The following is a 19582-nucleotide window of genomic DNA, read 5'->3' on the forward strand; positions in this document are numbered from 1 at the left end:
AGGGGCAGCGAGGGACCGGCCCGGTGTGCGACGGGGGAGCGCACCGGGCCGGTCCCGTTTTCACGTTCTCTGCGCTGCCAGCTCTATGCCGCCAGCGCGCCCCCGGTGCGGAGCAGGGGCACCACATGGTTCCGGATGGCCCCGGCGAGCCGGACATCGCTCTCGCCGCCCGTTATCCAGCGCATGTGCGCCAGTTCGGCCGCCGGGTGGGGCTCCCGGTCGATGCGCGCCTCGAACACCGTCAGCCGCATCGGCACCCGCTCCAGCACGGCCACCCCCTCGACCTCGGCCAGCAGCCGCGGCTCCAGCGGGGCCACACCCAGCTCCTCGTCCAGCTCCCGGGCCAGCGTCTCCAGCGGCGCCTCGCCCGGATCCGGCTTCCCGCCGGGCAGATAGAACACCTCGGGCGCCGCCTTCTTGCTCACGACCAGCAGCCGTCCCCGCTGGACGATCGCGGCGGCCACCACCGACATGGACACTTCGTCCTCGTACGTCATACGGGCGATTCTGGCAGCCGGAACCTCGCTCCTGGCCAGCGATTTTCCCGGTTGACTTGGAGTGCGCTCCAACTCCTAGCGTGATCGTCACGACCACGAAGGAGGCACCCAATGTCCGAACTGCCCACCCGCCGCCTGGGCGAACTCACCGTCGGCGCACAGGGCCTGGGGCTCATGGGGATGAGCCACGGCTACGGCGACTCGGACGACGCGCAGTCGATCGCCACGATCCACCGCGCCCTCGACCTCGGCGTCACCCTGCTGGACACCTCCGACTTCTACGGCTCCGGCCACAACGAGGAGCTGCTCGGCCGCGCCCTGACCGGGGCGCGCCGCGAGCAGGCGGTCGTGGCCACCAAGTTCGGTTTCGCCAACCGGCTGGGCGAGCCCACCGCGATCCGCGGTGACGCCGCGTACGTCCGCGAGGCGTGCGACGCGTCGCTGCGCCGCCTCGGCATCGACCACATCGACCTCTACTACCAGCACCGCGTCGACCCCGACGTCCCCATCGAGGAGACGGTCGGCGCGATGGCCGAGCTGGTCCGGGCGGGCAAGGTGCGCCACCTCGGGCTGTCCGAGGCGAGCGCGGAGACCATCCGCCGTGCCCACGCGGTGCACCCCATCGCGGCGCTCCAGAGCGAATGGTCGCTGTGGACCCGGGACCTGGAGGCGGAGACCGCCCCGGTCTGCCGCGAACTCGGCGTCGGCCTCGTCCCGTTCTCCCCGCTCGGCCGCGGTTTCCTGACCGGCCGCTACACCTCCGTCGAGGGCCTGCCGGAGACCGATGTGCGCCGCACCCAGCCGCGGTTCGCGGACGGCAACCTCGAACAGAACCTGGCCATCGTCGACAAGCTCAACGAACTGGCCGCCGAGAAGGGCGTCACCGCCGGTCAGCTCGCCCTCGCCTGGGTGCAGCACCGCGGCGACGACGTGGTGCCGATCCCGGGCACCCGCCGCGAGAAGTACCTGGAGGAGAACCTCGCCGCGGTCGCCATCGAGCTGTCGGCGGAGGAGCTGGCCGCGATCGACGCGGCGGCCCCGGCCGACCAGGTGGCCGGAACCCGCTACGACGCGAAGAGCCTCACCTTCGTCAACCGCTGATCAGCTCGTTGATCACCGCGCCCAGCGCATCCTGCTCCCCGTCCGGCAGCCAGCGGGCGGCGTGCACCATGCGCAGCGCGGTGACCAGCCGTTCCCGGTCCTCCTCCGTGCCGAGGTCGCCCAGGTACGGCGGCAGGATCACGCCGAGGGCCCGCAGCTCGCCGCGGGCACACAGCCGCTCCACCAGCGCGGCGAGCGTTCCGCTCTTACGGGTCGTACGCAGCCCGTCGGCGATGCCGAACCGGGTCCAGTCCGCGTAACCCCCCGGCGGTACGTCGCCGATGTGCGCGGCGGCGCGTACGTAGTGCTCACGCGCCCGATCCGCGTCGCCCAGGGCCCGGTACGCCGAGCCCATGTTGACGTGCAGCGAGGCGTAGAACCCGCGGACCCGGTCGTCACCGACCGCGTCCGCGCGGTCCAGGCACTCCTGGTTCCAGCGCAGCGTCTCCTCGGGGGTGCTCTGGTGCCGGGCCAGATAGTGCGCGGCCACGCATTTCCCGTAGTCGTCGGCGGCGGCGTCCCACGCCTGCCGGAAGCAGGCACGGGCGTCGCCGTCCCGGCCCTCGGCCTCGGCGGCCATGCCCTGCACGCACAGTCGGACGACGGGGTCGTCGGGATTCATCGAGGTCTCCTTCACGGGGTCCGTACGGGCATGACGAGGGTCGTGAAACTGCCCTGGTCGGCGGAGCGGACGACAACGGGCTCGGCGTCCGAGGCGACCTCCAGCAACACATCCGGCCCCACGCTCGCCTCCAGCGCGGGCAGCAGGACGGCCGGGTCGAAGGCGATGCGCAGCGGCGGCCCGGTGCGGAGGGCGGGCAAGGCGCGGCCGCCTGCGACGGCGGGCAGCGGATTGCCGTCGGCGGCGTCGGCCGGCGGGGTGCCCCGCGCGGCGGTGCCCTCTGCGGTGGTGCTCCGTGCGGCGGAGTCCCCTGCGGCGGCGCTGCCTGCTGCACCCAGCCGGTCGTCGTCCCGGACGGTGGGCAGCGGGTGGCTGCCCTCGACCGACAGCACGCCGTCGCCGGTCCGTAGCACGACCGGCCCGTCGCCGCCCCGCTCCGCGACGGCCGCGCAGAGCGCCGCCCGGTCGGTGATCACCCGGTGCCGGGCGTCCGCGAGCCCGTCCAGGACCATGCGGTACGCGGGGAACGCCTCGTCCGCGACGGACAGCGCCCGCTCCTCACCCCCGCCCCGTACGCGCACCTCGGGACCGTCGACCTCGATCGCGACCTCCGGCAGCCCCCGGGCCCAGCCCGCGAGGTCCCGCAGCTCCTCGACGCCGACCGGCAGCCCGCACGGCTCGCCGCTGATCGCGAGCGGCCGTAGCGCGCGTACGGAGAGCCGGTAGCGGTCGGTGGCCACGAGCCGCAACTCCTGGTCGGCCAGTTCGAGCAGCACCCGGCCCAGCACCGGGAACTCCTCCCGTACCGCACCCTCCGCCACCGCCGAGCCCACCTGCCGCACCGCGCCCGCCAACTCGGCGCCGCCGACCCGGGCCCGCCCGCACCGCGCCCCGCCCGGCAACGCGCGCAGCACGTCCTCGATCGCCGCGCGGGCGGCTGCCGCCGACTCCCGGGTCCTCCGCAGATGGTCCCGCAGCACCTCCCGGGCCTCCTCGGGCGGCCCGTCCAGCACGGTCGTCGCCTCGACCAGCGGCAGCTCGGCCTCCCGCAGGCGGCGCAGCAGCGTGGCGCGGGGCGCCTGCTCCGGGGCGTAGTACCGGTATCCGGTCGCCGCGTCCACCCGCGCGGGCCGCAGCACCGCGCAGTCGTCGTAGAACCGCAGCGCGCTCGGCGCCAGCCCGACCCGGCGGGCGAAGGTGCCGATGCCCATCAGGGACTCGTCGTCGTCCATGGCCGCCATGCTGGGCCTTCAAGCGGCTCGAAGGTCAATCGACGCCGACCGATGAGTTCCGCGCCGCACCCCGGTCATAACGGCAGAACCATCACCACCAGGGAGGCCACCATGACCGCTACCGACGCGAAAGGCACCCGGCTCACGGAGATCGGCCGGGTCGCCATCACCGTCGCCGACCAGGACCGGGCGCTGGACTTCTACGTCAACACCCTCGGCTTCGAGAAGCGCGCCGACATCCCCTACGGCGACAGCTACCGCTGGATCGAGGTCGCCCCGGCGGGCGCCCCGACCGGCATCGCGCTCGTCCTCCCGCGCGAGGGCCAGCAGGCGTCGGCCTACGAGACCGGCCTGATCCTCACCTCCGAGGACATCGACGCCGACCACGCCACCCTGCGTGCACGCGGCGTCGACACCGACCCGGAGGTCCAGCGCTGGGGCGCCCCGGTCCCACCGATGTTCAGCTTCCGCGACGCGGACGGCAACGCCCTGATGGTCGTGGAGAACGGCTGAGCCCCGCCCCACCGGGAGCCGGTCCGCACACGGGGGCGGACCGGCTCCCGGCGTGTGCCGAGAAAATTCACTCCAGGCAGGCTCCGCAGTCGTGCGTGCAGAGTGACCAGAAGTCGAACTTGCACTTTCCGTTTCTGCACTCGTATTCAAGGCACTCCACGGTGTACTCTCGCGCCATTCCGCAGTGCTCGAATACCTCGAAAATCTCGCTCAGCGTCAGAACGGACATCAAGGGCCGGTAGCAGGCGCTGGCGAGGGTGCCCTTGGTGCTGAACTTCAGACTTCCGAGGAAGCTCGAAAATTCAGATTCCGGGAGTCTGGCGAGGATGTTTTCTCGATCGGCGCGAAGGCGGCGGAAGTCATCAGCCGACTGGACGAACCAATCCTCTCCGCTCTCGCCCAGAGCGCTGAACTCCTCGGCGTTCTTGGCGAGCTTCGACTTCTTGATTTCGGCGGCGACTGTGGTGACTGTCATCGGTCCTCCCGGCTGTCGGCCCGGCTGCGACGGGTCAGTTCGTCTGCATGCCGGAGCAGAAGAGGGTGGATCCTGCCCTTGGCTTCAGACTGCACCATCACCCGGTTGTCCGCATCCGGCGCGGCCCGCCTCGTTGGCACACGATCCGCTATGAGCCTCAGTCGCATGCAGGAGGGGTGGTGAGGCGGTCGAGGGCGCCTGCCTTGGCGGCGCGTATGAAGGCGCCGAAGGTGGTGGGAGCCGCTGCGAGCGTGACCTCGGGCACGTCGCTCTCGCGCAGATGGAGCGTGCCGTCGCGGTCGCCGCGTACGTAGACGCAGTTGGCCGCGTTGCCGCTGTACGACGACTTCCGCCAGGTGTTGGGGGACACGGAGGTTCCTTCGCTAGAGGCCCTGTGCGATCCGGTAAATCATGTCGCGCGACTCCGTCGGTGCGAGCGCGAGGGTCGCCATGCGGTCCAGCGTGCTGCGGTACCTGGCGAGTTGGGGCTGGGTGTCCAGGAACTCGGAGCCATGGTCCGTGTCGAGTTCGACGGTGTCCAGATGCGGAACCTCTCCGCTGAGGTGCACGATCGCCTGGCCGGAACTGGGGAAGGCGCCTGAGCCGAAGGGGATCACCCGTACCGTGATGTGTTCCTGCTCGCTCAGGGAGAGCAGGTGTTCAAGCTGCGCGCGGGCGACATCGGGTCCGCCGAAATCCATGCGCAGAGCGGCCTCGTGGATGATCGCGTCCAGCGGGGTCGGTTGCTCACCGTAGAGAATCGCCTGCCGTTTGATCCGGTAGGACACCCGGTGCTCGATCTCGGGTGGGGAGAGCGGCGGTTCGACGGCGCTGATGATGACGCGAGCGTGATCCCTGGTCTGTAGGAGGCCCGGCAGGTGGATGACGCAGGCGATCCGCATCGCCTGGGCGTGGTGCTCCAACTCGGCCATGTCGAGCATGCTCGGCGGGAGGATGTCGCGGTACTCGTCCCACCAGCCACGCGTCCGGCCGCCCGTCATTCCGGCGAGCGCTTCGATCAGCGCCGAGTCCGTGCAGCCGTACGCGCGGGCCATCGCCCGTACCCGGTCCGCGCTGACGGCGTAGGCGCCGGACTCGATGCTGCTGACGCGTGACTGCGACGAACCGAGGAGCGCGCCCGCCTGCGTGGCGTTGAGGTCCGCCCGTTCGCGGAGGCGGCGCAGTTCGGCGCCGAGTCGTCGTTGCCGGATGGTCGGCGGAAGCTTGATCCGGGCCATCGCGCGTTCCCCTCGCTCACATGGCTGCGCCGTCACCCACACGAGGGGTGTTATGACGTATCCCATCGATTCTGTTGGCCGCATCATAGCGGCGACCTATGGTGTAACTCATGCGCCAGGTCAGGGCGTTGTTCTGTTCAACTCCTCCTCGTGACAGGAGACATCGATGGCCACGGTATCCCCACAGAATTCCCCCTCCGAGCCGTTCGATTTCGACGAAGAAGTGCGCTCGCTCGTCCTCGACACCGCACCCCGACTCTTCGCCGTCGTCCAGGAATTCGCTCTGGACGACGGCTGGCGGGACGCCGAGGTCGCGGCGTGGGGGATGGCGTACGAGGACGGGCGCGCGGATGTGACCAGCGTCGACGGGCGGCGGCGGTTCAGCTTGCCCTCGCCCGACCGTGCCATGCGGCACTTCGCGCTGCTGGAGGGCGTGACCGCGCGGCTGGTGTGGCTCACGCCGTCGCGCGCCGCCACGTTCGATCCGGCCGAGGCGGCCTGAGGGAGTCGCCTCGATCACCCGGTCGGTTCAGGGGCGCAGTGGGCGCGGCGGTAGGCCAGTGGGGACAGGCCGAGGTGGGCGTGGAAGTGCTTGCGCAGCGCGACGGGGTCCCCGAAGCCGCAGGCGGTGGCGATCCGTGCGACGGTCAGGTCGCTGGACTCCAGCAGACGGCGCGCCTGGGTCAGTCGGCTGTGCAGCAGCCATTGGAGGGGGCTCGTGCCCACCTCGGCGCGGAACCGCCGGGTGAAGGTGCGCTCGCTCATATGGGCGTGGCGGGCCATCTCCCGCAGCGTGACCTGTTCGGCCAGCCGGTTCAGTGCCCACTGGCGGGTGGCCGAGGTGGAACGGTCGGCATCCTGCGGTACCGGGTGCTCGATGAACTGCGCCTGTCCGCCCTCGCGCCAGGGAGCCACCACGCACCGTCGCGCCGCGGCGGTGGCCACGGTCGCGCCGTGGTCCTTGCGGACCAGGTGGAGGAACAGGTCGAGGCCCGCCGCCCCGCCGGCAGCCGTCAGGATGCGTCCGTTGTCGACGAACAGCACGTCCGGATCGACCTCGATGTCGGGGAACAGCCGGGTGAACTGGCCGCACAGCGCCCAATGCGTAGTGGCCCGCAGTCCGTCCAGCAGACCGGCCGCCGCGAGGAGGAAGGCCGATGTGCACAGGCTGACGATGCGGGTCTCGGGTCCGATCCGGGTGAAGGCCGCGGCGATCCGGGCGGGCAGCTCGCCGGTGGTCAGGAGGTGTTCGCCGGGCTCCTGGGTGGCGATCACCACGGTGTCCGCACCCTCCAGGAGCGACTCGTCGTTGTCGACGACGATCCGGAAGCCCTCGTTCGTGTGGACCGGCCGGCCGCCGAGCGAGCAGGTCGTCACGGAATAGAGCCGTGCCCCGGCCGGGTCGAGAGCCTCGTTGAGCACCCGGGCCGCGATGCCCAGGTCCATCGGCATGACCCCGTCGAGGGCGAGAACGGCAACACGATGTGGCATGGCCGGAATGGTACGACAGGTGGCTGTCCGGCCACTCACGGCGTCTCCGCGCGTCGGCGAGGCTGGAACGTGTCCGGGGCTCCTGCGCCCGGACCGAAGAACACGCGAAGCGGATATGAGCGAGGAAAAAAATGAGCGAGCAGACGATGCGCGCCGTCACCATCAAGGAGTTCGGCGGACCGGAAGTGCTGACCGCCGACCGGGTCGCGCGTCCCGAGCCGCTGCCGACCGAGGTGCTGGTGCGCGTGCACGCCGCCGGAATCAACCCGGTGGACTGGAAGACCCGTGCGGGCCACGGCATGGCCGGGCTACAGACGCTGCCGCTGATCCTCGGCTGGGACGTCTCCGGCGTCGTCGAGGAGGTCGGCTTCGGCGTCACGACGCTCGCACCCGGCGACGAGGTCTACGCCATGCCGTGGTTCCCGCGCCCGGCCGGCGCGTACGCCGAGTTCGTCACGGCGCCGTCCCGCCAGTTCGCCCGCAAGCCCGCCTCGCTCTCGCACACAGAGGCCGCGGCTCTGCCGCTCGCGGCGCTCACGGCCTGGCAGGCCCTGGTCGACACGGCGCGCGTCACCGGCGGGCAGCGGGTGCTGGTGCACGCTGCGGCCGGTGGTGTGGGGCACTTGGCGGTGCAGTTCGCCAAGCACCTCGGCGCCGAGGTGATCGCGACCGCCCGCGAGCCCCGGCACGCCTGGCTCAAGGAACTGGGCGCGGACGAGACGATCGACTACACCCGGCAGCGGTTCGAGGAGGCCACCGGCAAGGTCGATGTCGTCATCGACCTGATGGGCGCCGCGGATGACACCGACGTGCGATCGGTGTCGGTGGCCCGGCCCGGCGGCCTGATCATCTCCATCCCGGGAGGTGTCTCGGACGGACTGGCCGCCGCGGCCGGACAGGCGGGGGTACGCACCAGCCCGCTGCTGGTCGAGCCGGACGCCGCCGCCCTGAGGGCCATCGCCGGCTTGGTCGACTCCGGCGCGCTCCGGGTCGAGGTCGAACGCGGCTTCGCCTTGGAACAGGCCGCCGAAGCGCACCGGCTGGGTGAGACCAACCGCACCCGCGGCAAGCTCGTGCTGGAGGTGGCGCGGTGACGTCGACGACCGCGCTCGTGGTCGGGGGCACCGGGGCCATGGGGACCCGGGTCGTCCGCGCCCTCGCCGCACGGCCCGGCACCGTCGTACGGGTGCTGACGCGCGACCCGTCCTCGGACCGGGCCCGTGCCCTGGTCGAGAACACCCCCGGTGACGTTCGGCCGGTCCGCGGCGACCTGGACGACGAACAGTCCCTGAAGGATGCCTTCCAAGGTGTCGACCAGGTCTTCTGCAACACCGACTTCTTCGCCACCGCCAGCCCTCAGCAGGAGTACGCACAGGGGCTGCGGGCCCTGCGCGCGGCGCAGCAGGCCGGGGTGGACCGGTTCGTCTGGTCGTCCTTGGACTACGCCGCCGTCCTCACCGACGGGCGTATCCCGGTCCCGCACTACGACGCGAAGGCCGCGGTGGAGGCCCACATCGCGCTCCAGCGCTCCGAAGAGGCCATGCGGCAGGAGACCGACGGTTGGTATTCACGGCACGTCGCCGTCCTGGTGACCGCACCGTACTTCGAGAACCTGTACGGCTTCGCGCCGCGCCGGACCCGGCTGCCCGACGGACGTGAGGGCCTCGTGTTCGCCCTGCCGCTCGGCGAGGCCGGTCGCTGGCCCCTGATCGCGCTGGACGACATCGCCTTCTTCGCCCGCCATCAGCTCGACCACTGGGACGACTGGGGCGGCCGGACCCTGCGCATCGCCGCCGACGCCCTCACCGGTGACCAGATCGCGGCGGCGTTCGAGAAGGCGACCGGTGTGCCGAGCGTCTACCAGGCGGTGGACCTCGACGAGTTCAGCCGGTCCCTACCGGGGATCGGCCACGACCTGGCCGCGATGTTCGCCTTTTTCCAGGACCGCGACCTCCTCTCCCGGGACCGTGACCTGGAGGCCCTGCGCACTCTGCACCCCGAACTGGCCACCTTCGGCGACTGGTTGACCAGCACCGGATGGGACGGCACCGCCGCGGGATGACCATGTGGCGGGGGAGTACTAGTCGCGGGGGAGCAGGGTGCCCAGCGGGCCGAGGTCGAGGTTGAGGTCTTCCAGGGTCAGGCCGTGCTGGTCGCACAGCTCCGTCATCCGCTGGTCCAGGTGCATCAGCGTCGTGCCGATGTGGTCGATCTGGGCGTCGGTGAGGCCGCCCGCGTCGATGCGGCGCAGGGCCTGGCGTTCCATCAGCTGGCGGAGGAGTTCGACCACGGTGAGGACGAGGGCGACCAGGTCGCGGCCCATCGCTTCGGGGTCGAGGTCGACGCGGGTGTCGGTCACAGGGGACCGCCGTCCGTCCAGGGGGCCGGGACGCGTTCGTTGACGGAGGAGAGCAGGGCGTGCAGGGAGAGCCGGATGAGGGGGACCTCGGCGATGGCGATGACGAGGTCGCCGCTGACGACGACCCCGGTGGCGAGCACGCGGTCGAGGAGGTCGACGAGGGGGACGCCGATGGGGCCGTGGGCCTCGGCGGGAACGGTGCCCCAGGCGGCGGTGGTCATGGGGCGGCCCCGGCGTCGGTGAAGGAGTACGGGGCCCAGGGGCCCGACAACTCGATCTGGATCGCGGGCTCGTCGCGGCGCAGAGAGGTCAGCGCGGCGCGGAGTTCGCGGGTGCGGGCGGTGTCGAGGAGGTAGGCCGCGTTCAGGATGTGGGTGCGGTCCTTGCCGGTGACCTCGGGGCCGTGGGGGCGTAGGCGCCGCGTGGCCACGGCGAGGCTTTGGACGACGGCGTCCACGCGTTCGGCCGCCTGGAGGGCGGCGTTCTGGCGCTGTTCGCGGCCCTGGTGGCGGTTGCGTACGCGGTCCAGGTAGGCGCGGCCGGTGAGTGGGGCGGGGTCCGGCGCGGGGGTGGCGGGCGCGGCGGGGGCGTAGACCTTGACGCCCCATTCGGCGCGGCCCGCGAGCCGGTCGAGGGCGGTGAGGAACGCGGTCTGTTTCGAGCGCAGGGCCTCCCGGACCCGTTCGTCGCCACGGTAGAGGGTGGCCAGCGGGAGGGGGACGGTCGCGGTGACCGAGGAGACGGCCGTGATCACCTCGTGGTGGGCGCGGGCGCAGCGCTCCAGTTCGGCGCGGTCGGACAGGCGTCGGCGCAGGGCCTCTTCGGTGTGGTCGGAGGCCAGTACGTCCTGGACGACGGCGGTGAGCGGGCCTGCGGGCAGCGTACGGACGGGGCTGACCGGGTCGAGTCCGGTCAGTCCCGTCGGCGCGGGGCCGTCGTACGGGCGGCAGACCGCGTAGGCGTAAGTGAGCGTGGCGGTCATGCGCCGTCGCCTCCCGCCGAGCCCGCCGCGGTCAGTTCGCCCGACTCGTAGGACTCCAACTGCTCCCGCAGCCTCTCGTTCTCCTCCGCGAGGGCGTCCCGTCGGGCGCGCGAGGACAGCGCGGGATCGGTTTCCCACCAGTCGATCCCGGCCTTGCGGGCGGTGTCCACGGACGCGACGAACAGCCGCAGCCGGATGGTGAGCAGTTCGATGTCCAGCAGGTCGATCTTGATGTCCCCGGCGATGACGATGCCCTTGTCGAGGACGCGTTCCAGGATCTCGGCGAGGTCGGACGTGGGCGGGCCGGTGGTCGGGGGAGGGGTGCACAGCAGGTCGCGGTCGGGGCGGTCAGTCACGGCGCGTCGTCCCTCGTTCCAGCAGGTCGAGCAGTCGGTCCTCTTCGCGGTCGAACTCGTCGGGGCCGATGGCGCCGGACTCCAGGGCCTCGTTCAGGGCGGCGAGCCGGGCCCGGATCACGGACGGGTGGTGCAGCTCCCGTTCCGCGGCGTCCCGCAGGCAGTCCGCGACCCACACGACGCCCCGTACGGGCGCCAGCGGGAGGAGCGCGATCTCGCTCAGCACGCCCATGCGGGCTCCACGAAGCTGTAGCAGGGCAGCGGCCCGGTCAGCCGCAGCTCGACGTGGCCGCCGTGCTCGGCGGCCAGCCGCTCCACCACGGCGCGGAACCGGCGCAGCTCCTCCCGGGCGAGGAGGAAGGACGCGTTGAGCACGCACCCCGGCACCTCCGGCCCGGCGACCCGCTCGTCCGCCACCTCCGACAGCTCGGCCAGCACGGCGGCGGTGGTGGCCGTGGCCCGGCGGGTCAGCCCCCGGGCCACGGCCTCGCCGAGCCGCAGGCTGGCCTCGTAGCCCGGGGTGCGGCGGGCGGCCGCGCGCAGCCGGGCGACCTCGGGGTCCTCGCGTACCAGCGACCGCAGATCGCCCTGGGCGGGGACCGCCTTGAGGTTCATCTCGACCCGGCCGTCGACCCGGTGGAGGGCGGCGAGGCAGTCGCCGTGCGAGGACTCCAGCTGGCGCCGCACCATCTCCTCGTCGGGCGCGACCATCCCGAAGCGCATGGGCAGCACCGGGCCGTCCGCCGCGAGCGCCAGCGCCAGTTCCTGGTGGGCGAGGAGGTCGCGCCGCTTGGCGCGCAGCCCGGCGGGGGCGTCGCTGACGACGGCGGCCAGCTCACCGGCGCGCAGCGTGCGCAGCGGGGCGGGGTGTTCGCCGACGCCGGTGCGGCCGGGCGGCAGGACGCGGCGGGCGTGGACGACGCCGTAGACGTACACGCTGCGGGGCGCGGCGGTCGCGGCGCTCTCGGCCATGGGTCAGTCCTCCTCGGAGCGGCGGCGGGTGCGGGCGGGCGCGGTGCCGGTGCGGCGCCGCGGCCGGGGCTCCTCTTCCGGTTCGTCCTCGTCGCCGCCCCCGACGGCCTGCTTGACCTTGTCCTCCACGGCGCCGACCGCCTTCTTGACCTTCCGCTTGCCGAGCCCCTGGGCCACTGCCCCGGCCGCGCTGCCGCCGCCCCCGCCTCCGCCGAACAGCTCGGGCACGGTGCGGCTGGTGCGGTCGTGTTCGAGGTCCACGCGGTTGCAGGCTTCCGCGAAGCGGAGGTACGTGTCCACGCTCGCGACCACGACCCGGGCGTCGATCTTCAGGATCTCGATGCCGACCAGGGAGACCCTGACGAACACGTCGATCACCATGCCGCGGTCGAGGATCAGCTCCATGACGTCGTACAGGGTGCCCGCCCGCGGAACGCAGACGACCTCTTCGGTGTAGGTGGTGGGTGCCATGGTCGGGGCGGGTCCTTTCCGCAGTCGTCGGCCCAGCAGTCGTCGGCTCAGCAGTCGTCGGCCGCACCGCGCCGGTAGCGGCGGACCCTCCGGTACTCGCGCAGCTCGCCCCGCTCGTCGATGTCCACCTCGTACGTGGCCAGCAGGCTCGTCGTATCGGGGATGCGGGCGACCTCCAGCACGTCCACGCTCACCCGCCAGCCGTCCTCGGTCCGGCGCACCGCGGAGACCCCCTCGGTGGGGTGGGTGATCAGCGCGGCGAGCCGGTCGCAGGCGTGCCCGGCCGCCTGCTCGGGCCCGGGCTCGCGCTCCCGCTCCCGCGTCCTGCCGCGGCTGGTCTCGGCGCCGGACGTGCGCCGTTCTCGCTCTGCCATGTGCATCAGTCTGTTCACAGGGTGTGCCGGAGCGCGCGCTGAGCTGGGCCAGACGCGGGCCCTGGGTACCTCCGGCGTGCACCGAATGCGACGGCCCGGGGCCGGTCCCCGTATGACCGGACAAACCACACCCGGCGGAGGATGTCGGCGCGGGGCCGTACTCTGGAAGACCCCCGGCCCGTGTGACGTGTCGGGTGATTCGCGTTGTCCGCCTCCGGGATGGAATAGCCCTTTATGAGCCTCACCGGTCTGCTCGACGCCGTCGTACGGGACCCCGCGCTCGCCGAGGCGGTGCGCGGTGCCGCCGATGGAAACCGCCCCCATGTGGATCTGGTCGGCCCGCCCGCCGCCCGGCCCTTCGCCGTCGCCGCGCTGGCGCGCTCCGCGGGGCGGCCCGTGCTCGCGGTGACCGCCACCGGCCGGGAGGCCGAAGACCTGGCGGCCGCGCTGCGGTCGCTGCTGCCGCCGGACGGGGTGGTGGAGTACCCGTCGTGGGAGACGCTGCCGCACGAGCGGCTCTCGCCGCGGTCGGACACGGTCGGCCGCAGGCTCGCCGTGCTGCGCAGGCTCGCGCATCCGAGCCCCGACGACCCGGCCGCGGGGCCGGTGTCGGTGGTGGTGGCGCCGGTGCGATCCGTGTTGCAGCCGCAGGTCAAGGGGCTCGGCGAGCTGGAGCCCGTGAGTCTGCGGGCCGGGCGGAGCGCCGATCTGGGGGAGGTCGTGGACGGGCTCGCGGCCGCCGCGTACTCCCGGGTGGAGCTGGTCGAGAAGCGCGGCGAGTTCGCCGTGCGCGGCGGCATCCTGGATGTCTTCCCGCCGACGGAGGAGCATCCGCTGCGGGTCGAGTTCTGGGGCGACGACGTCGAGGAGATCCGTTACTTCAAGGTCGCGGACCAGCGTTCCCTGGAGGTCGCCGAGCACGGGCTGTGGGCCCCGCCCTGCCGTGAGCTGCTGCTGACCGACGACGTACGGGAGCGGGCCGCGGCCCTCGCCGAGGAGCACCCGGAGCTGGGCGAGCTGCTGGGCAAGATCGCCGAGGGGATCGCGGTCGAGGGCATGGAGTCCCTGGCCCCGGTGCTGGTCGACGACATGGAGCTGCTGCTGGACGTGCTGCCCGAGGGCAGCATGACGGTGGTCTGCGACCCGGAGCGGGTGCGGACCCGGGCGGCGGACCTCGTGGCCACGTCGCAGGAGTTCCTCCAGGCGTCGTGGGCGGCCACGGCGGGCGGCGGCGAGGCGCCCATCGACGTGGGCGCGGCCTCGCTGTGGGGGCTGGCGGACGTCCGGGACCGGGCGCGCGAGCTGGGCATGATGTGGTGGTCGGTGAGCCCGTTCGCGGCCGACGCCGAGCTTGACGAGGACACCCTGACGCTCGGCATGCACGCCCCCGAGTCGTACCGCGGCGACACCGCCCGCGCGCTGGCCGACACCAAGGGCTGGCTCGCCGACGGCTGGCGCACGGTGTACGTGACCGAGGGCCACGGCCCGGCCTCCCGCACCGTCGAGGTGCTGAGCGGCGAGGGGATCGCGGCGCGGCTCGACGCGGACCTCGGCGAGATCAAGCCGTCCGTGGTGCACGTGGCGTGCGGTTCCATCGACTTCGGCTTCGTCGACCCCGGCCTGAAGCTGGCCGTCCTCACCGAGACCGATCTGTCCGGGCAGAAGGCGGCGGGCAAGGAGGGCGCGCGGATGCCCGCGCGCCGCCGTAAGACGATCGACCCGCTCACCCTGGAGGCGGGCGACTTCATCGTCCACGAGCAGCACGGCGTGGGCCGCTACATCGAGATGGTGCAGCGCACCGTGCAGGGCGCGACCCGCGAGTATCTGGTGGTCGAGTACGCCCCGGCCAAGCGCGGCCAGCCCGGCGACCGGCTCTACATCCCGACCGACCAGCTGGAGCAGATCACCAAGTACGTGGGCGGCGAGGCCCCCACGCTGCACCGGCTCGGCGGCGCCGACTGGACGAAGACCAAGGCGCGCGCCAAGAAGGCCGTCAAGGAGATCGCGGCCGACCTGATCAAGCTGTACTCGGCCCGGATGGCCGCCCCCGGTCACGCCTTCGGTCCGGACACGCCCTGGCAGCGCGAGCTGGAGGACGCGTTCCCGTACGCGGAGACCCCCGACCAGCTCACCACCATCGGCGAGGTCAAGGAGGACATGGAGAAGTCGGTCCCGATGGACCGGCTGATCTGCGGCGACGTCGGCTACGGCAAGACCGAGATCGCGGTGCGCGCCGCGTTCAAGGCGGTCCAGGACGGCAAGCAGGTCGCCGTCCTGGTGCCGACGACGCTCCTCGTCCAGCAGCACATGGGCACCTTCACCGAGCGGTACGGGCAGTTCCCGGTCGTGGTCAAGGCGCTGTCCCGGTTCCAGACGGACACCGAGGCGAAGGCCGTCCTGGAGGGCCTGCGGGACGGCTCGGTCGACGTCGTCATCGGCACCCACCGGCTGTTCTCCTCCGAGACCAAGTTCAAGAACCTGGGCCTGGTCATCGTGGACGAGGAGCAGCGCTTCGGCGTGGAGCACAAGGAGCAGCTGAAGAAGCTCCGGGCCAACGTGGACGTGCTGACCATGTCCGCCACCCCCATCCCGCGCACCCTGGAGATGGCGGTCACCGGCATCCGCGAGATGTCCACGATCACCACCCCGCCGGAGGAGCGCCACCCGGTGCTGACCTTCGTCGGGCCGTACGAGCAGAAGCAGATCGGCGCGGCCATCCGCCGCGAGCTGCTGCGCGAGGGCCAGGTCTTCTACATCCACAACCGGGTCGAGTCCATCGACCGGGCCACGGCCCGGCTCCGCGAGATCGTCCCCGAGGCGCGCATCGCCACCGCCCACGGCCAGATGTCGGAGGGCGCCCTGGAGCAGGTCGTGGTCGACTTCTGGGAGAAGAAGTTCGACGTCCTGGTCTCCACGACGATCGTCGAGTCCGGCATCGACATCTCCAACGCCAACACGCTCATCGTGGAGCGCGGCGACAACTTCGGCCTCTCCCAGCTGCACCAGCTGCGCGGCCGGGTCGGGCGAGGCCGCGAGCGCGGATACGCGTACTTCCTCTACCCGCCGGAGAAGCCGCTCACCGAGACCGCCCACGAGCGGCTGGCCACCATCGCCCAGCACACCGAGATGGGCGCCGGCATGTACGTGGCGATGAAGGACCTGGAGATCCGCGGCGCGGGCAATCTGCTCGGCGGCGAGCAGTCCGGGCACATCGCGGGCGTCGGCTTCGACCTGTACGTACGGATGGTCGGCGAGGCCGTCGCCGACTACCGGGCGGCGATCGAGGGCGCCGAGGAGGAGGAAGCGCCGCTGGAGGTCAAGATCGAGCTTCCGGTCGACGCGCACGTCCCGCACGACTACGCACCGGGCGAGCGGCTGCGCCTCCAGGCGTACCGCGCCATCGCCTCGGCCAACGGCGAGGACGACATCCGCGCCGTCCGCGAGGAGCTGACCGACCGCTACGGACCGCTGCCCGAGCCGGTGGAGAACCTGCTCCTGGTCGCGGGCCTGCGGCTGCTGGCCCGCTCCTGCGGCGTCAGCGACATCACCCTCCAGGGCTCCAACATCCGCTTCGGGCCGGTGGAGCTGCGCGAGTCCCAGGAACTCCGCCTCAAGCGGCTCTACCAGCGCGCGATCGTCAAGCCCGCCACCCAGCAGGTCCTGGTGCCCCGCCCGGCGACCGCCCGCATCGGCGGAAAGCCGCTGGTCGGGCGGGAACTGCTGGCGTGGACGGGCGAGTTCCTGACGACGATCCTGGGGTCGTGACGGCGAGCCCCGGGCTGTGATGGGCGCGTTTCCGGGGAACCGGCTTGCCGGTGGAGCCACCGTGCATGGAAAATGCATGCATGGTGGCTCTACAGATTCGGGATGTACCGGACGAGGTGCGCGACATACTGGCCGACCGGGCGCGCCAGCTCGGCCAGTCGCTCCAGGGGTATCTGCTGGAACTGGTCAAGAACGAGGCGGAGCGGGCGGGCAACATCGCGCTGCTCCAGCGGTTCGAGGACCGCGACGACGGTGCCGCGAGCACCATGGCGGAGACCGTGCGCGAGCGGGACGCGGAGCGGGACGCGCGTGATGCCGGGCTCGGTCTCCCGCCGGACGGGCCGGGGGCGGCTGCGTGATCATCGTGGACGCGAGCGTGCTCACCGAGGCGCTCACGGGAGACGGGGCCGCCGGGAAGGCGGCCCGCGCGCGTCTCGCCCAGGACCCGCACTGGGCCGCGCCCAGCCATCTCGTCGTGGAGACCTTCCACGCCGTACGCGGCCGGTTCCTCGGCGGGAAGATCAGCTCGGCCCGTGCCGAGGACGCCGTGGCGGCCCTGACCGGAGCGTCGATCGAGGCGATCGGCATCCAGTCGCTGCTGATACGGATGTGGGAGCTGCGCGGCAATGTCTCGGGCTACGACGCCGCCTACATCGCGGCCGCCGAGGCGTACCGGGCGCCGCTGATCACCGGCGATGCCCGGCTGAGCCGCTGCACCGTGGCGCGCTGCGTGATCGAGGTGATCGGCTGAGGGGTACGGACAGGGTCGGACGCCACGCGACACCCCCGTGGTCGCGCGGCGCCCGTCCCCGGGTCGGTGGACGGCCGAGGAGGCCGCGGCGTGGGTGGCCCGGCGGGCCGGGCCGGATCGCGGAGTCGCGCGGGCGGAGGGGAACCGCCGGGCACGGCCTTGGGGAGGGAGGCGGGTGGGTTCCGGAGCGGACCGCCGGGCTCACCCAGGACAGTAGGCGCGGGCGGCCGGGGCGGCGAGGAACGAAGTGCACAGTGACCGCGCCGCGCGGTTGCCGTTCGAACGGTGATCTGTGGGCGGTCGGCTCAGAGGTCGCCCAACGCCCTCATCGCCAGCCACAGTTCGTACTTCGCGCTCGGCGCGCTCAGCAGCGACCGCCCCAGCGCGTCTTCGGCCTTGGTCAGCCGCTTACGGGCCCCGGGCAGCGAGATCCCGAGGGCGGAGGCGGCCGCGGGCAGCCGGGCGTCGGCGCGCAGCCAGGCCCGTACGGTCTCGGGGCCCGCCGTCAGCTTCGCCTGCTCCAGCGGCCGCAGCTGGGCCCGCGCCCAGACCGCGGCGGTGGGCGCGGACAGCACACCGTCGAGGGTGGCGGCGTGCCCGGCCGGGGCCGTGCCGCAGGGCGCCTGGTGCAGCCGCAGCGCGAGCCAGGCGGCCGACTGGGCGGCCAGGCTGTGGCTGACGTCCACGCCGAGCAGGCCGTCGATGTGGCGCACCCGCGCGGCCAGCGTATTGCGGTGGATCTTCAGATGGCGGCTGGCCGCGCTGCCGAAGCTGAGCCAGGAGCCGAGGGTGCCGAGCAGCTCCGCCGGGCCGGGGTCGGCGCGGCGGGTCGGCGCGTACTCCAGGCACGGCGCCAGCAGTTCGCTCGCCCAGGAGTGCCCCTCCGGGCTCGACAGGACCGTCACATCGCTGTGCCCGCCGAAACCGGCGGACCGCTGCGGTGCGTTGCGGGCCACCGCCAGCGCATGGAACGCCTGCTCGTAGCCGACCGGGGTGTCCCGCAGCGCGATCTCCGCGCTCACCCCGACCCGGCACTCCGTCTCCTGCCGGGTGATCAGCCGGTCCAGCGGCTCGCCGTCCGGCGCGACCGGCTCCCCCTGGGTCGGGACCAGGGAGATGAGGTGGTTGGGGCGCACCGGACACGGCACCACCCAGGCCCGGCCGCGTACCGAGGCGCGGATGCGGGCCGCGATCTCGCGCCGCCGGTCGACCGGGCACTCGATCACATACACCTGGAGCACGGCGGGCAGCGCCGGGCGCAGCGCGGCGGCGATCCGCTGCGCCGCGGGCAGGCTGCCGACCATGAGCAGGTGCAGCACCGCCTCCCGGCTGTGCGCCTCGGCCGACTCGACGCGGCGGCGCGCCCGTTCGGCCTCCTCCACCCGCCAGCTCAGGGCGAGGGTGCGGGACGCGTCGGCGAGCAGCACCCCGCAGCGCGGTGCGGAGGGCGCGACGACCGCCAGGTACGGCGCCGGGTCGCGGCTCTCCGCGGACCCGAGCGAGACCAGGTGGACGGGGCGCGCCTCGCCCCCGCCGAGCACCCCGGACGGGGCGCCGCGGCGGTGCAGCGCGACGGCCGCCTCGGAGGCGAGCCGCCGCAGCGACGCGGCGGGCGGCGGGTCGTCCGCCGTGGCCAGCACGGAACCGTCGGTTCCGATGAGCATGGCAGGGCCGCCGGCGCGCCGGGTGAGCCAGTCGAGCATGGCCCGTACCGCCCCGCGCCGGGAGGCGAGCCGGGCGAGGGCGAGCACGTCGTCGGCGCGTTCCGCTCGCGCGCCGGAGGGCGAAGCTGCCATGGAACCGCACCTTAGTTCCTCCGGTCCGGCGCTGGTGAGGCCCTTTTCGGCGGCCGCTATCGTCAGCGGGGTGTCCGCCGTCATAGCCGCCATGATCACTGCCGTCGTCGGTGTCCTCGGCACGCTCTTCGCGCCCCTGCTGCACCAGCGGTTGACGACGCGTCAGCGCGCGGAGGAGGTCCTCACCGAGGACCGCCGCCGCCGTTTCGAGGAGCGCCGTGCCGCCTACACCGCCATGAACCGCGCCTCCCGGCAGTTCCACACCCTCCTCAAGGACGCGCTGCACCGCATCCGGGACGGCGTCTACACGGACGACGACCGCGCACGGCTGGAAGAGGCCCGCCGCGACTACCGGGACCAGTACGCCGAGGCCCAGATGATCGTCCCCGAGCGCGTCCTCGCCGCGTCCCGCGACCTGAACACGGTCCTCGCCGGTATCGACGCGGTGGCCAAGCGCATCGACCGCGGTCTCCCCCGGGAGGGCGAGACCGCCGCGGTCGCGCTGCTCGAACTGAAGGACGCCGAACCGCGGCTGTCGGAGATGCGGCGGATCATGCGCGAGGACCTGGGCCTCACGGACTGAGGCG

At 72.6% G+C, this 19582-nt stretch carries 25 protein-coding genes; 9 read left to right on the forward strand and 16 right to left on the reverse strand.

Annotated features, from left to right (window positions below):
- Nucleotides 1–83 precede the first annotated feature (83 nt).
- Nucleotides 84–497 (reverse strand): NUDIX domain-containing protein, encoded by a 414-nt coding sequence (locus HYQ63_RS26690; protein WP_257232148.1) that lies wholly within the window; start codon nt 495–497, stop codon nt 84–86.
- Nucleotides 498–608: 111 nt separating this feature from the next.
- On the opposite strand from HYQ63_RS26690, the gene HYQ63_RS26695 reads away from it, so the two are divergent.
- Entirely contained in the window at nt 609–1598 is a 990-nt protein-coding gene (locus tag HYQ63_RS26695) for an aldo/keto reductase (protein WP_179936436.1), read from the forward strand.
- On the opposite strand, the gene HYQ63_RS26700 is transcribed toward HYQ63_RS26695, so the two are convergent.
- Entirely contained in the window at nt 1588–2220 is a 633-nt protein-coding gene (locus tag HYQ63_RS26700; protein ID WP_179936437.1) for a hypothetical protein, read from the reverse strand. The genes HYQ63_RS26695 and HYQ63_RS26700 overlap by 11 nt on opposite strands.
- An 11-nt stretch (nt 2221–2231) precedes the next feature.
- Complete coding sequence (locus HYQ63_RS26705; protein ID WP_257232149.1) at nt 2232–3452, reverse strand: MerR family transcriptional regulator; 1221 nt, start codon at nt 3450–3452, stop codon at nt 2232–2234.
- A gap of 111 nt (nt 3453–3563) precedes the next feature.
- On the opposite strand from HYQ63_RS26705, the gene HYQ63_RS26710 reads away from it, so the two are divergent.
- Entirely contained in the window at nt 3564–3965 is a 402-nt protein-coding gene (locus HYQ63_RS26710) for a VOC family protein (RefSeq protein ID WP_179936439.1), read from the forward strand.
- 67 nt (nt 3966–4032) lie between these two features.
- On the opposite strand, the gene HYQ63_RS26715 is transcribed toward HYQ63_RS26710, so the two are convergent.
- From HYQ63_RS26715 to HYQ63_RS26725, 3 genes are all read right to left on the reverse strand, one after another.
- Nucleotides 4033–4440, reverse strand: coding sequence for a hypothetical protein (locus HYQ63_RS26715; protein ID WP_179936440.1), 408 nt, complete (start codon nt 4438–4440; stop codon nt 4033–4035).
- A gap of 157 nt (nt 4441–4597) precedes the next feature.
- Nucleotides 4598–4810: a DUF397 domain-containing protein gene (locus tag HYQ63_RS26720; protein WP_179936441.1), complete on the reverse strand. Its 213-nt coding sequence runs from the start codon at nt 4808–4810 to the stop codon at nt 4598–4600.
- A 13-nt stretch (nt 4811–4823) separates the two neighbouring features.
- A complete protein-coding gene (locus HYQ63_RS26725; RefSeq protein WP_179936442.1) occupies nt 4824–5678 on the reverse strand; it encodes a helix-turn-helix transcriptional regulator in 855 nt (284 codons plus the stop codon).
- Nucleotides 5679–5844: 166 nt separating this feature from the next.
- Between HYQ63_RS26725 and HYQ63_RS26730 the strand changes: the two genes are divergently transcribed.
- Complete coding sequence (locus HYQ63_RS26730; protein WP_179936443.1) at nt 5845–6180, forward strand: hypothetical protein; 336 nt, start codon at nt 5845–5847, stop codon at nt 6178–6180.
- Nucleotides 6181–6194: 14 nt separating this feature from the next.
- Here HYQ63_RS26730 and HYQ63_RS26735 read toward each other — a convergent pair whose 3' ends face one another.
- Complete coding sequence (locus HYQ63_RS26735; RefSeq protein WP_179936444.1) at nt 6195–7169, reverse strand: GlxA family transcriptional regulator; 975 nt, start codon at nt 7167–7169, stop codon at nt 6195–6197.
- 131 nt (nt 7170–7300) lie between these two features.
- Here HYQ63_RS26735 and HYQ63_RS26740 point away from each other — a divergent pair, with 131 nt between their 5' ends.
- A complete protein-coding gene (locus HYQ63_RS26740; RefSeq protein WP_179936445.1) occupies nt 7301–8263 on the forward strand; it encodes an NADP-dependent oxidoreductase in 963 nt (320 codons plus the stop codon).
- A complete protein-coding gene (locus HYQ63_RS26745) occupies nt 8260–9231 on the forward strand; it encodes an NmrA/HSCARG family protein (protein ID WP_179936446.1) in 972 nt (323 codons plus the stop codon). Before HYQ63_RS26740 ends, HYQ63_RS26745 begins: the two co-directional genes overlap by 4 nt.
- Nucleotides 9232–9249: 18 nt before the next feature.
- Here HYQ63_RS26745 and HYQ63_RS26750 read toward each other — a convergent pair whose 3' ends face one another.
- Genes HYQ63_RS26750 through gvpO form a run of 8 tightly spaced genes read right to left on the reverse strand, consistent with a single transcriptional unit; the run spans nt 9250 to nt 12683 of the window.
- A complete protein-coding gene (locus tag HYQ63_RS26750) occupies nt 9250–9528 on the reverse strand; it encodes a gas vesicle protein K (RefSeq protein WP_063736643.1) in 279 nt (92 codons plus the stop codon).
- Complete coding sequence (locus tag HYQ63_RS26755) at nt 9525–9749, reverse strand: gas vesicle protein (protein WP_055548419.1); 225 nt, start codon at nt 9747–9749, stop codon at nt 9525–9527. Before HYQ63_RS26755 ends, HYQ63_RS26750 begins: the two co-directional genes overlap by 4 nt.
- Nucleotides 9746–10510, reverse strand: a complete 765-nt coding sequence (locus HYQ63_RS26760) for a GvpL/GvpF family gas vesicle protein (protein ID WP_179936447.1) — start codon at nt 10508–10510, stop codon at nt 9746–9748. Before HYQ63_RS26760 ends, HYQ63_RS26755 begins: the two co-directional genes overlap by 4 nt.
- Complete coding sequence (locus HYQ63_RS26765) at nt 10507–10866, reverse strand: gas vesicle protein (protein ID WP_373689146.1); 360 nt, start codon at nt 10864–10866, stop codon at nt 10507–10509. The genes HYQ63_RS26760 and HYQ63_RS26765 overlap by 4 nt, the downstream gene beginning before the upstream one ends.
- Nucleotides 10859–11098: a gas vesicle protein GvpG gene (locus HYQ63_RS26770; RefSeq protein WP_179936448.1), complete on the reverse strand. Its 240-nt coding sequence runs from the start codon at nt 11096–11098 to the stop codon at nt 10859–10861. Before HYQ63_RS26770 ends, HYQ63_RS26765 begins: the two co-directional genes overlap by 8 nt.
- On the reverse strand, nt 11086–11838 hold the full coding sequence (locus tag HYQ63_RS26775; protein ID WP_179936449.1) for a GvpL/GvpF family gas vesicle protein: 753 nt from the start codon (nt 11836–11838) through the stop codon (nt 11086–11088). The genes HYQ63_RS26770 and HYQ63_RS26775 overlap by 13 nt, the downstream gene beginning before the upstream one ends.
- Before the next feature lie 3 nt (nt 11839–11841).
- A complete protein-coding gene (gvpJ, locus tag HYQ63_RS26780; protein WP_179936450.1) occupies nt 11842–12309 on the reverse strand; it encodes a gas vesicle protein GvpJ in 468 nt (155 codons plus the stop codon).
- Between the two features lie 47 nt (nt 12310–12356).
- On the reverse strand, nt 12357–12683 hold the full coding sequence (gene gvpO / locus HYQ63_RS26785; RefSeq protein WP_179936451.1) for a gas vesicle protein GvpO: 327 nt from the start codon (nt 12681–12683) through the stop codon (nt 12357–12359).
- 234 nt (nt 12684–12917) lie between these two features.
- On the opposite strand from gvpO, the gene mfd reads away from it, so the two are divergent.
- The 3 genes from mfd (at nt 12918) to HYQ63_RS26800 (ending at nt 17199) form a co-directional block, all read left to right on the forward strand.
- On the forward strand, nt 12918–16448 hold the full coding sequence (mfd, locus tag HYQ63_RS26790; protein WP_179936452.1) for a transcription-repair coupling factor: 3531 nt from the start codon (nt 12918–12920) through the stop codon (nt 16446–16448).
- An 80-nt stretch (nt 16449–16528) separates the two neighbouring features.
- Nucleotides 16529–16807 carry a hypothetical protein gene (locus HYQ63_RS26795; RefSeq protein ID WP_055548406.1) on the forward strand — a complete coding sequence of 93 codons (279 nt, stop codon included), beginning with the start codon at nt 16529–16531 and terminating at the stop codon, nt 16805–16807.
- Nucleotides 16804–17199 carry a type II toxin-antitoxin system VapC family toxin gene (locus HYQ63_RS26800; RefSeq protein ID WP_179936453.1) on the forward strand — a complete coding sequence of 132 codons (396 nt, stop codon included), beginning with the start codon at nt 16804–16806 and terminating at the stop codon, nt 17197–17199. Before HYQ63_RS26795 ends, HYQ63_RS26800 begins: the two co-directional genes overlap by 4 nt.
- 305 nt (nt 17200–17504) lie before the next feature.
- Here the strand turns inward: HYQ63_RS26800 and HYQ63_RS26805 are convergent, their stop codons facing one another.
- Nucleotides 17505–18995, reverse strand: coding sequence for a helix-turn-helix domain-containing protein (locus HYQ63_RS26805; RefSeq protein WP_179936454.1), 1491 nt, complete (start codon nt 18993–18995; stop codon nt 17505–17507).
- Nucleotides 18996–19065: 70 nt separating this feature from the next.
- Between HYQ63_RS26805 and HYQ63_RS26810 the strand changes: the two genes are divergently transcribed.
- The gene (locus tag HYQ63_RS26810) at nt 19066–19578 is read left to right on the forward strand and encodes a hypothetical protein (RefSeq protein ID WP_179936455.1); all 513 of its coding nucleotides are present in this window, start codon (nt 19066–19068) and stop codon (nt 19576–19578) included.
- Nucleotides 19579–19582 lie beyond the last annotated feature (4 nt).

The sequence above is a fragment of the Streptomyces sp. Rer75 genome (assembly GCF_013414305.1).
GTDB classification, from domain to species: Bacteria; Actinomycetota; Actinomycetes; order Streptomycetales; family Streptomycetaceae; genus Streptomyces; species Streptomyces himastatinicus.

What these genes read in the sequence shown, in the direction of transcription:
- mfd (WP_179936452.1), top strand. Translation starts at nt 12,918, where the DNA reads ATGAGCCTCACCGGTCTGCTCGACGCCGTCGTACGGGACCCCGCGCTC.
- gvpO (WP_179936451.1), bottom strand. Translation starts at nt 12,683, where the DNA reads ATGGCAGAGCGAGAACGGCGCACGTCCGGCGCCGAGACCAGCCGCGGC.
- gvpJ (WP_179936450.1), bottom strand. Translation starts at nt 12,309, where the DNA reads ATGGCACCCACCACCTACACCGAAGAGGTCGTCTGCGTTCCGCGGGCG.
- HYQ63_RS26725 (WP_179936442.1), bottom strand. Translation starts at nt 5,678, where the DNA reads ATGGCCCGGATCAAGCTTCCGCCGACCATCCGGCAACGACGACTCGGC.
- HYQ63_RS26705 (WP_257232149.1), bottom strand. Translation starts at nt 3,452, where the DNA reads ATGGACGACGACGAGTCCCTGATGGGCATCGGCACCTTCGCCCGCCGG.
- HYQ63_RS26740 (WP_179936445.1), top strand. Translation starts at nt 7,301, where the DNA reads ATGAGCGAGCAGACGATGCGCGCCGTCACCATCAAGGAGTTCGGCGGA.
- HYQ63_RS26710 (WP_179936439.1), top strand. Translation starts at nt 3,564, where the DNA reads ATGACCGCTACCGACGCGAAAGGCACCCGGCTCACGGAGATCGGCCGG.
- HYQ63_RS26795 (WP_055548406.1), top strand. Translation starts at nt 16,529, where the DNA reads ATGGTGGCTCTACAGATTCGGGATGTACCGGACGAGGTGCGCGACATA.
- HYQ63_RS26755 (WP_055548419.1), bottom strand. Translation starts at nt 9,749, where the DNA reads ATGACCACCGCCGCCTGGGGCACCGTTCCCGCCGAGGCCCACGGCCCC.
- HYQ63_RS26735 (WP_179936444.1), bottom strand. Translation starts at nt 7,169, where the DNA reads ATGCCACATCGTGTTGCCGTTCTCGCCCTCGACGGGGTCATGCCGATG.
- HYQ63_RS26770 (WP_179936448.1), bottom strand. Translation starts at nt 11,098, where the DNA reads ATGGGCGTGCTGAGCGAGATCGCGCTCCTCCCGCTGGCGCCCGTACGG.
- HYQ63_RS26695 (WP_179936436.1), top strand. Translation starts at nt 609, where the DNA reads ATGTCCGAACTGCCCACCCGCCGCCTGGGCGAACTCACCGTCGGCGCA.
- HYQ63_RS26760 (WP_179936447.1), bottom strand. Translation starts at nt 10,510, where the DNA reads ATGACCGCCACGCTCACTTACGCCTACGCGGTCTGCCGCCCGTACGAC.
- HYQ63_RS26805 (WP_179936454.1), bottom strand. Translation starts at nt 18,995, where the DNA reads ATGGCAGCTTCGCCCTCCGGCGCGCGAGCGGAACGCGCCGACGACGTG.
- HYQ63_RS26690 (WP_257232148.1), bottom strand. Translation starts at nt 497, where the DNA reads ATGACGTACGAGGACGAAGTGTCCATGTCGGTGGTGGCCGCCGCGATC.
- HYQ63_RS26715 (WP_179936440.1), bottom strand. Translation starts at nt 4,440, where the DNA reads ATGACAGTCACCACAGTCGCCGCCGAAATCAAGAAGTCGAAGCTCGCC.
- HYQ63_RS26730 (WP_179936443.1), top strand. Translation starts at nt 5,845, where the DNA reads ATGGCCACGGTATCCCCACAGAATTCCCCCTCCGAGCCGTTCGATTTC.
- HYQ63_RS26775 (WP_179936449.1), bottom strand. Translation starts at nt 11,838, where the DNA reads ATGGCCGAGAGCGCCGCGACCGCCGCGCCCCGCAGCGTGTACGTCTAC.
- HYQ63_RS26700 (WP_179936437.1), bottom strand. Translation starts at nt 2,220, where the DNA reads ATGAATCCCGACGACCCCGTCGTCCGACTGTGCGTGCAGGGCATGGCC.